We start from the raw sequence: 6,991 nt of genomic DNA on the forward strand, positions 1-6,991 counted from the left end.
TGGGCATTGACCAGGAGATCGCCCGCGCCGTCAGACATGTCGGCTCCGCGTCAGGAGCGGGCGAGGACGCAGAACTCGTGGCCCTCCGGGTCGGCCAGGCACGTCCACGGGACGTCGCCCTGGCCGATGTCGAGGTCGGTGGCGCCGAGGGCCCGCAGCCGGGCCACCTCCGCTGCCTTGTCGTCACCGGGGTACGGCAGCAGGTCGAGATGGACGCGGTCCGGCACGGTCATCACGCCGGGCGTGCGGAGGAACTCGAGATACGGGCCGGCACCCTTGGCGGAGCGCAACACCGCCTGATCGTCAGTCACCTCGTGCAGGGTCCAGTCCATCGCCTCGCCCCAGAACCGGGCCATGGCCCGCGGATCCGCACAGTCGACCACCACCGCGGCGATCGGCCCGGTGTCCCGGTAGATCTCCCGAGGCTCCAGCACGCAGAACTCGTTGCCCTCCGGGTCGGCGAGGACCGTCCACGGCACTTCGCCCTGGCCCACGTGGGCGGGCGTCGCACCGAGAGACTGGAGGCGCGCGACCAACTCCGCCTGATGGGCCGCGGAGGTGGTGGCGAGATCGAGGTGCACACGGTTCTTCGCTGCGGTCTTGGGTTCCGGGACGGTGACGACGTCGATGGAAACGGTGACCGGGTCCAGCCAATCGAAGCCGACAGGTTGAACGGCGGTCACGCCGGATCCCTCGCTGGAAACACTCCAGCCGAGCGCCTCCGCCCAGAACCGGCCGACCGCCGAGTCATCAACAGCCTTGATGTTCACCTGAACAGGTCGCAGTGGCATGCCGGCGATCCTATGCGCCTGTATCCCGAGGCAGATCAGGACTGCCGGATCACGCGCGAAGTCGACGGCTACGCCCTCGGTCGTAGTCCCGATGTCGCCGTGGGGCGGATGCCCCCGCATGCCTCGCTTCGGCACGCTGACAGCCAGGAGCCGAGAAGGCCCAACGACAAGGGGAGTCGTCATGAGCTCAACCACCGGACACCCGGTCCACACCGGCAGGAGGCGAGGGGTGGCGGGTCTGGTCGCCCTTGCGGCCGTCACCGCCGTCCTCGGCGGGGGTCAGCCGGCCGCCGCGACGGAAGACACCGATCCGGTGGTCCGGTGGGCCGGGCGCGCGGCCGTGCCGATCCGGGACCTCGATCGGCCCGGCCCCGACCTGGCCCGGCTGCGGCACGCGACCCGGGAGGCGCGAATCGTCGGACTCGGCGAAGCCGCGCACAAGCTCACCGAAGTCACTGCCCTGAAGCGGCGCGCAGTGGAATACCTGATCGAGGAGCGGGGGTTCCGGTCGCTGGCATGGGAGGACGACTGGACCCTGGGCATCCAGATCAACGACTACATCCACGGACGTCGCGACGACCGGGACGCCTTAGTGGCCCAGATGAGCCGCAGCTGGCGCACCCGGGAGGTCGCCGATCTGCTCACCTGGCTGCGCGGCTACAACAGCACCCACGACAACCGGGTCCGGTTCGTGGGCGTGGAGTACTTCACCACCCGCCCACTGGCCTACGACGCCGTAGAGGCATACGTCGCCCAGCAGGCACCCCACCGGCTCGCGGAGGTTCGCGAGCTCCTGGAGCCGATCAAACCTGCCGGCGACGACATGCGCGCCCACCTTGATTGGTACATGAACGTCGACCAGGAGCCCTACCTGCGTAGCGCCCGTCGCCTGCACCGTCTGGTGGCCGGGATCGGGCACCGGCCCGGCGATCGCGGCTACGCGGTCGCCGTGCACCACGCCAAGCAGATCCGCTCCTGGTACACGGCGTTCTCCCTGCCGCGGGAGGAGGTCTACGCCTACCGCGATGCACGCGCCGCGGAGAACCTGAGGTGGTGGCAACGGTTCAGCGGCGACAAAGTGATCTACTGGGCGGCCGCCGCGCACACCGCAGACGCCCCCGACCTCGCCATCACGGCGCCGTCCGCCCCCGACGTCCGCTTCGCCGGCGTCGGCTCGTACCTGGACGACTGGTACCGGGACCGATACGTCACCATCGGCTACACCTTCGACCGAGGCAGCATGGACGCGACACCCGGCAACCCCATCGACCTGCCCCCGGCCGCGGACGACTGGTTCGAAGCGCCGCTCGGCGGCGTCGATCACAGCCAGTTCCTCCTCGCCCCCGGCAAGAACGTTCCCGCCCGGGTCCGGGACTGGCTCAACGCATCCATGGTCACCCGCGGCGACCCGTCACTCGGCCCGTCGTCCACCATGACCGGCAGCACCCCCGCCGACTGGTTCGACCTCATCGTCCACCGACAGGAAGTCTCTCCAGCCACACCCCTGCCCTGAACGCCCTCCCTCCGGCCCATCGGGAGCTGGTTGCGGTGCCGTCCTCGCTGCCGGCAGCCAAAATCCCGACGACAGCGCTGCGCCCAGCCGCTTGAAACGCCGACTGCGGCACGAGTGCCTCCGCCAGTACCGGCATGGCCGCTCCCTGCTCGCGCCCGGTGGTATGCCGTGTGACGGTGTGAGGGCGGAGCAGCCCGCCGGTTCGGGGGTCGATGGCTCGGCGGGTACTGGCGCTCCTGCCTCCTGTATGGGCTGTGCGGTGTGTCTTTCTGGTGAAGCTCTCGGGTGCTCCCCAGGCTGGAAAGGGCAGGTGCCTGGATGGACGTCACAGGAAAGCGGGGAGGCGGGGGCCGCAGCGCAGGGTGTGATCACCGAGCAGGGGGACCTTCGCTTTCCGAGCGAGCGGGGAGGGCGGACAGGTGATGGCGGGCTACGCGTTCCGCCTGTACGTGGCTGGGCAGTCGGAGCGGTCCAGCGCTGCCGAGGCGAATCTGCGTGCACTGGCCGGGGCGCGGCTGCCGGGCGGCTACGAGTTGGAAGTGGTGGATGTGGTGGCGCAGCCCGGGCTGGCGGAGGAGCAGCGGATCCTGGCCACGCCGACTGTCGTCAGGCTTATGCCGCTGCCGCAGCTGCGGGTGATCGGGGACCTGTCCGACCCTCCGAGAGTGGCGAACGCGCTGGGTCTGCCGGGTGGGCCGCGGGAAGTCCGGGAGGAGATGGAGGCGGACGGTGGCCGACACCAAGAGGAGGTGGCCGGTGACTGACGCGGACTCGATCGAACGGATTCCCACCGGGATCAACGGGTTCGACCAGGTAGCGATCGGCGGGCTGCCGGCGGGCAGGCCGACCCTGGTCACCGGCACGACCGGCACCGGTAAGACGATCTTTGCCGTGGAGTGGCTCGCCCGCGGGATCGAGAAGTACGACCAGCCGGGAGTGTTCGTCACTTTCGAGGAGGCGCCGGAGGCGATCCGCCGCAACTTCGCCTCGCTGGGCTTTCCGCTCGAGCAGTGGGAAGCGGAGCGCAAGTGGGCGTTCGTCGACGCCGGCGACAGCCAGGGTGAGGAAGCGTCCGTCATCGGCGCCTATGATTTCGGCGCGCTGACGGCCCGCATCGAGCACGCGGTCCGCCGGGTCGGCGCCACCCGGGTGGTGCTGGACTCGCTGGGGGCTGTGTTCGCCCAGTTCGTCGATATCGGGATCATCCGCCGGGAGATCCACCGGATCGCTGACGCACTGAAAGCGCTCGGGGTCACCTCGGTCATCACAGCCGAGCGGCGCAGCGAGTACGACGGCGTGTCCCGTTATGACGTCGAGGAATTCGTCGTCGACAACGTGATCATCCTGCGCAATGTGCTGGCTCAGGAACAGCGGCGCCGCACCATCGAGATCGTCAAGTTCCGCGGTTCCGCGCATCGCACGGGGGAATGGCTGTTCACCATCGACCCGCACGACGGGTTCGTTGTCATCCCCCTCGCTTTCCTCGGTATGCAGGCCGCACCCGCCTCCAGTACCCGCGTGTCCTCCGGCGTCCCCGAGCTGGATCAGATGTGCGGCGGCGGGTTCTACCGGGACGCGGTCGTCCTGCTGTCCGGGCCCTCCGGGGCCGGCAAGACGCTGACCAGTCTGAAGTTCTTGGAGGCCGGTGTCGCAGCGGGGGAGCGCTGCTTGGGGTTCTCATTCGACGAGACCCGCGAGCAGGTGAAGCGCAACACCGCCGGCTGGGGAATCGACCTGGAGGCCATGGAAGAACGCGGCCTGCTGCGCGTGGTGTGTGACTACCCTGAGGTGGCCTCCTTGGAGGACTACTTCATCCGGATCAGGCGGGCCGTGATGGATTTCGAGCCCGAGCGCCTGGTCATCGACACCCTGTCCGCGCTGGAACGCATCTGCACGCCACGGGCGCTGCTCGACCTGGTGATCGCGCTGGGCGCGGTCGTCCGCGAGCGCCGCATCACCACCCTGTTCACCTCGGCCCCCACCAGCCGGTTCACACCCGCGCAGACACCCTCGATCGCGCGCGAAGTGGCCAGCCTCGCCGACGTCACCATCGCACTGCGGTACTTCCAGACGGCCGGGACGATCCAGCGCACCGTAGCCGTCGTGCAAAACCGCGCCTCCGCCCACGACGAGACCGTGCGCCAGGTCTCCATCGACGCAGACGGCATGCACATCGGCGCCCCGTTCGCCGGCGTGGACACGCCGCCGTGGCCTGGCTTCGTCGGCGATGACTTCTGAGCGGGCCTCGCGCCGGGGCGAGGGGGGCGACCTGCGTACCGGGACCGACGGACCCGGAGGCGACCTCGGCGACGACCTCGGCGACCTGGTCGTCTCCGCGTCTGCTGACGGGATCATCGCCGTGGATGATCAGGGGATCGTCCGGCTGTGCAATCCGGCCGCGACAGAGCTTTTCGGCCGCACCGCCCGGGAGGTCCTGCGCGCCCCTTTCGGCTTCCCGGTCGTCGCCGGCCAGTCGACACAGGTGGAGCTGATGCAGCCCGGGGGCGGCGTCAGAGTTGTCGAAATGCGCACCGCCGCGGCCACCGTGCACGGCGAGCCGCTGCGTGTCGTCTCGCTGCGGGACGTGACGCGCCGATGGCACGCCGAGCGGGAAGCCGAACGCTTCCAGCGGCTGCTGCTGCCGAAGCTGCCGGACCTGGCCCCTTTCGAGGCAGCCGCCGTATACCAGCCCGCCGCCGTCGCCGAGCAGCTGGGCGGGGACTGGTATGACGCGGTCCCACTGCCCGGCGACGCTGTCGGCGCCGTGATCGGCGACGTCGCCGGGCACAGCCTGAATGCCGCTGCCGCGATGGCCCAGATCCGCAGCATGCTGCGCGCCTTGCTGTACGACCGGCCCGCCACGCCAGGCTCGGTGCTGACCACGCTCGACCGGACGCTGCGCGCGATCAACGAGAACCTGGTCACCACCACGTGCGTGGCCCGCATCGAGCCGCGCCGCCACGGCTGGCAGCTGCTGTGGAGCAGCGCAGGCCACCTCCCGCCGCTGCTGCTCACCACCGACGGCATGGCCGAGTACCTGAACACCGAGCCCGGCCTGCCGCTCGGCGTCGATCCCGACCGGCCCCGCTTCGACAGCATCCACTCCCTGCCCGAGGGCGCCACGGTGATCTTCTTCACCGATGGGCTGGTCGAACGGCACGACCAGCCCATCGACGTCGGCCTGACCTCTCTTGTCGCGATCGCAGACCGCAGCGCCCACCTGCCGCTGGACGAGCTGTGCCAGACCCTCGCCGACCAGCACCCCGGCGACGGCCATGACGACATCGCCATCCTCGCCCTGCGCATGCCCGCCCGGCCCCACAACGGAAGCCCTCCGCAATAGCCGCCGCCCCAGGGGACCAGCCGTCCCGCCCGAGTCCGCGCCCTCCCTCCGGCTCATCGGGAGCACGTCCGGGCTGGATCAGACGATATCGGCGGCGTTGGCGCCGTTGCGGCACTTCAGCGGAGCCTCTCGGGTCTGGCTCATCGTTGATGCGAGGAATTCCTCCAGCAGCTCTTCTCCGAGTGGCCAGGGTCCGTAGCCCTCGTTCACCGTCAGGTGTCCCACGTCGCCGGCATCGGCGAACTGCGCACACCAGGAATCGGCAAAGGACCGGGCGCGTTCCGGCGCCATCCAGCGGTCGTTGCTGCTGGCGACCACCATCGTCGGGAAGGGGAATGGCAGCCGGGGAATCGGGGTGAAACCCTGGATTTCGGTCTCGCTGTTGTACTCGACGTCGGCCGGCGTCACCAGCATGGCGGCTCTGATGGAACGGCCTGCGCCGTCGGCTACCCAGTGGGCCACTGTGACGCAGCCCAGGCTGTGCGCGATCAACACGGGTGGCCGGGGACACTCAGCGATTGCCTGGTCCAATCGGGCCACCCAAGCCTGCCGCTCGGGCCGTACCCAGTCGTCCTGTGTCAGCCTCTCGGCGTCGCACAGTCTGTCGGCCCAAAGCTCCTGCCAGTCCCCGTCATCAGGACCGAACCAGCCATCGACAAACAGCACACTCATGGCACCACCTGAACCATTCGCTTGCCGGTTCCGTCGTGAATTCATCCGGCACGGGCATGATAAGGGCGCCGGGCCCGAAGGACCCGACCCCCTCTGAGCTGCATGTCTGCCAGGTCAGCGAAGCCGTGCTGAGTCGCCCGCTACACGTTGAAGCGGAACTCCACCACGTCGCCGTCGCGCATCACGTAGTCCTTGCCCTCCATGCGGGCCTTGCCCTTGGCGCGGGCCTCGGGGACGGAGCCCGCGGCGACCAGGTCGTCGAAGGAGATGACCTCCGCCTTGATGAAGCCGCGCTGGAAGTCCGTGTGGATCACTCCCGCGGCCTCGGGGGCGGTGGCGCCCTTCTTGATCGTCCAGGCGCGGGACTCCTTCGGACCGGCAGTGAGGTACGTCTGCAGGCCGAGGGTGCGGAAGCCGACATGGGCGAGCGTGGCCAGGCCCGGCTCGTCCTGGCCGACGGTCTGCAGGAGTTCCAGTGCCTCGTCGTCGTCCAGCTCGGTGAGGTCGGCCTCGAGCTTGGCGTTGAGGAAGACGGCCTCGGCGGGGGCGATCAGTGCGCGCTGGTCCGCCTTGAAGGCGTCGTCGGTGAGCTCTTCCTCGTCGACGTTGAAGACGTAGATGAACGGCTTCGTGGTCAGCAGGTGCAGCTCGTGCAGGGGTGCCGCCTCCTCG

Annotated in this window: 7 protein-coding genes; 4 read left to right on the forward strand and 3 right to left on the reverse strand. The window is 69.4% G+C overall.

Going from position 1 to position 6,991, the window contains the following annotated elements; translation table 11 throughout:
• Nucleotides 1-50: 50 nt before the first annotated feature.
• Nucleotides 51-791 (reverse strand): VOC family protein, encoded by a 741-nt coding sequence (locus tag ACRDP3_RS03500; RefSeq protein WP_431515313.1) that lies wholly within the window; start codon nt 789-791, stop codon nt 51-53.
• 181 nt (nt 792-972) lie between these two features.
• On the opposite strand from ACRDP3_RS03500, the gene ACRDP3_RS03505 reads away from it, so the two are divergent.
• The 4 genes from ACRDP3_RS03505 (at nt 973) to ACRDP3_RS03520 (ending at nt 5,647) form a co-directional block, all read left to right on the forward strand.
• The gene (locus ACRDP3_RS03505) at nt 973-2,304 is read left to right on the forward strand and encodes an erythromycin esterase family protein (protein ID WP_431515314.1); all 1,332 of its coding nucleotides are present in this window, start codon (nt 973-975) and stop codon (nt 2,302-2,304) included.
• A gap of 422 nt (nt 2,305-2,726) precedes the next feature.
• A complete protein-coding gene (locus tag ACRDP3_RS03510) occupies nt 2,727-3,068 on the forward strand; it encodes a circadian clock KaiB family protein (RefSeq protein WP_431515315.1) in 342 nt (113 codons plus the stop codon).
• Nucleotides 3,034-4,542 (forward strand): circadian clock protein KaiC, encoded by a 1,509-nt coding sequence (kaiC, locus tag ACRDP3_RS03515; RefSeq protein WP_431515316.1) that lies wholly within the window; start codon nt 3,034-3,036, stop codon nt 4,540-4,542. The genes ACRDP3_RS03510 and kaiC overlap by 35 nt, the downstream gene beginning before the upstream one ends.
• Complete coding sequence (locus ACRDP3_RS03520) at nt 4,532-5,647, forward strand: PP2C family protein-serine/threonine phosphatase (protein WP_431515317.1); 1,116 nt, start codon at nt 4,532-4,534, stop codon at nt 5,645-5,647. The genes kaiC and ACRDP3_RS03520 overlap by 11 nt, the downstream gene beginning before the upstream one ends.
• 78 nt (nt 5,648-5,725) lie before the next feature.
• On the opposite strand, the gene ACRDP3_RS03525 is transcribed toward ACRDP3_RS03520, so the two are convergent.
• Entirely contained in the window at nt 5,726-6,319 is a 594-nt protein-coding gene (locus tag ACRDP3_RS03525) for an RBBP9/YdeN family alpha/beta hydrolase (RefSeq protein WP_431515318.1), read from the reverse strand.
• Nucleotides 6,320-6,459: 140 nt separating this feature from the next.
• On the reverse strand, nt 6,460-6,991 hold a 532-nt coding region (locus tag ACRDP3_RS03530), incomplete at its 5' end, for a DUF933 domain-containing protein (protein ID WP_431515319.1).

Origin of the sequence: Streptomyces sp. (assembly GCF_050698815.1) — a bacterium.
In the GTDB taxonomy this organism is placed as follows: Bacteria; Actinomycetota; Actinomycetes; order Streptomycetales; family Streptomycetaceae; genus Streptomyces.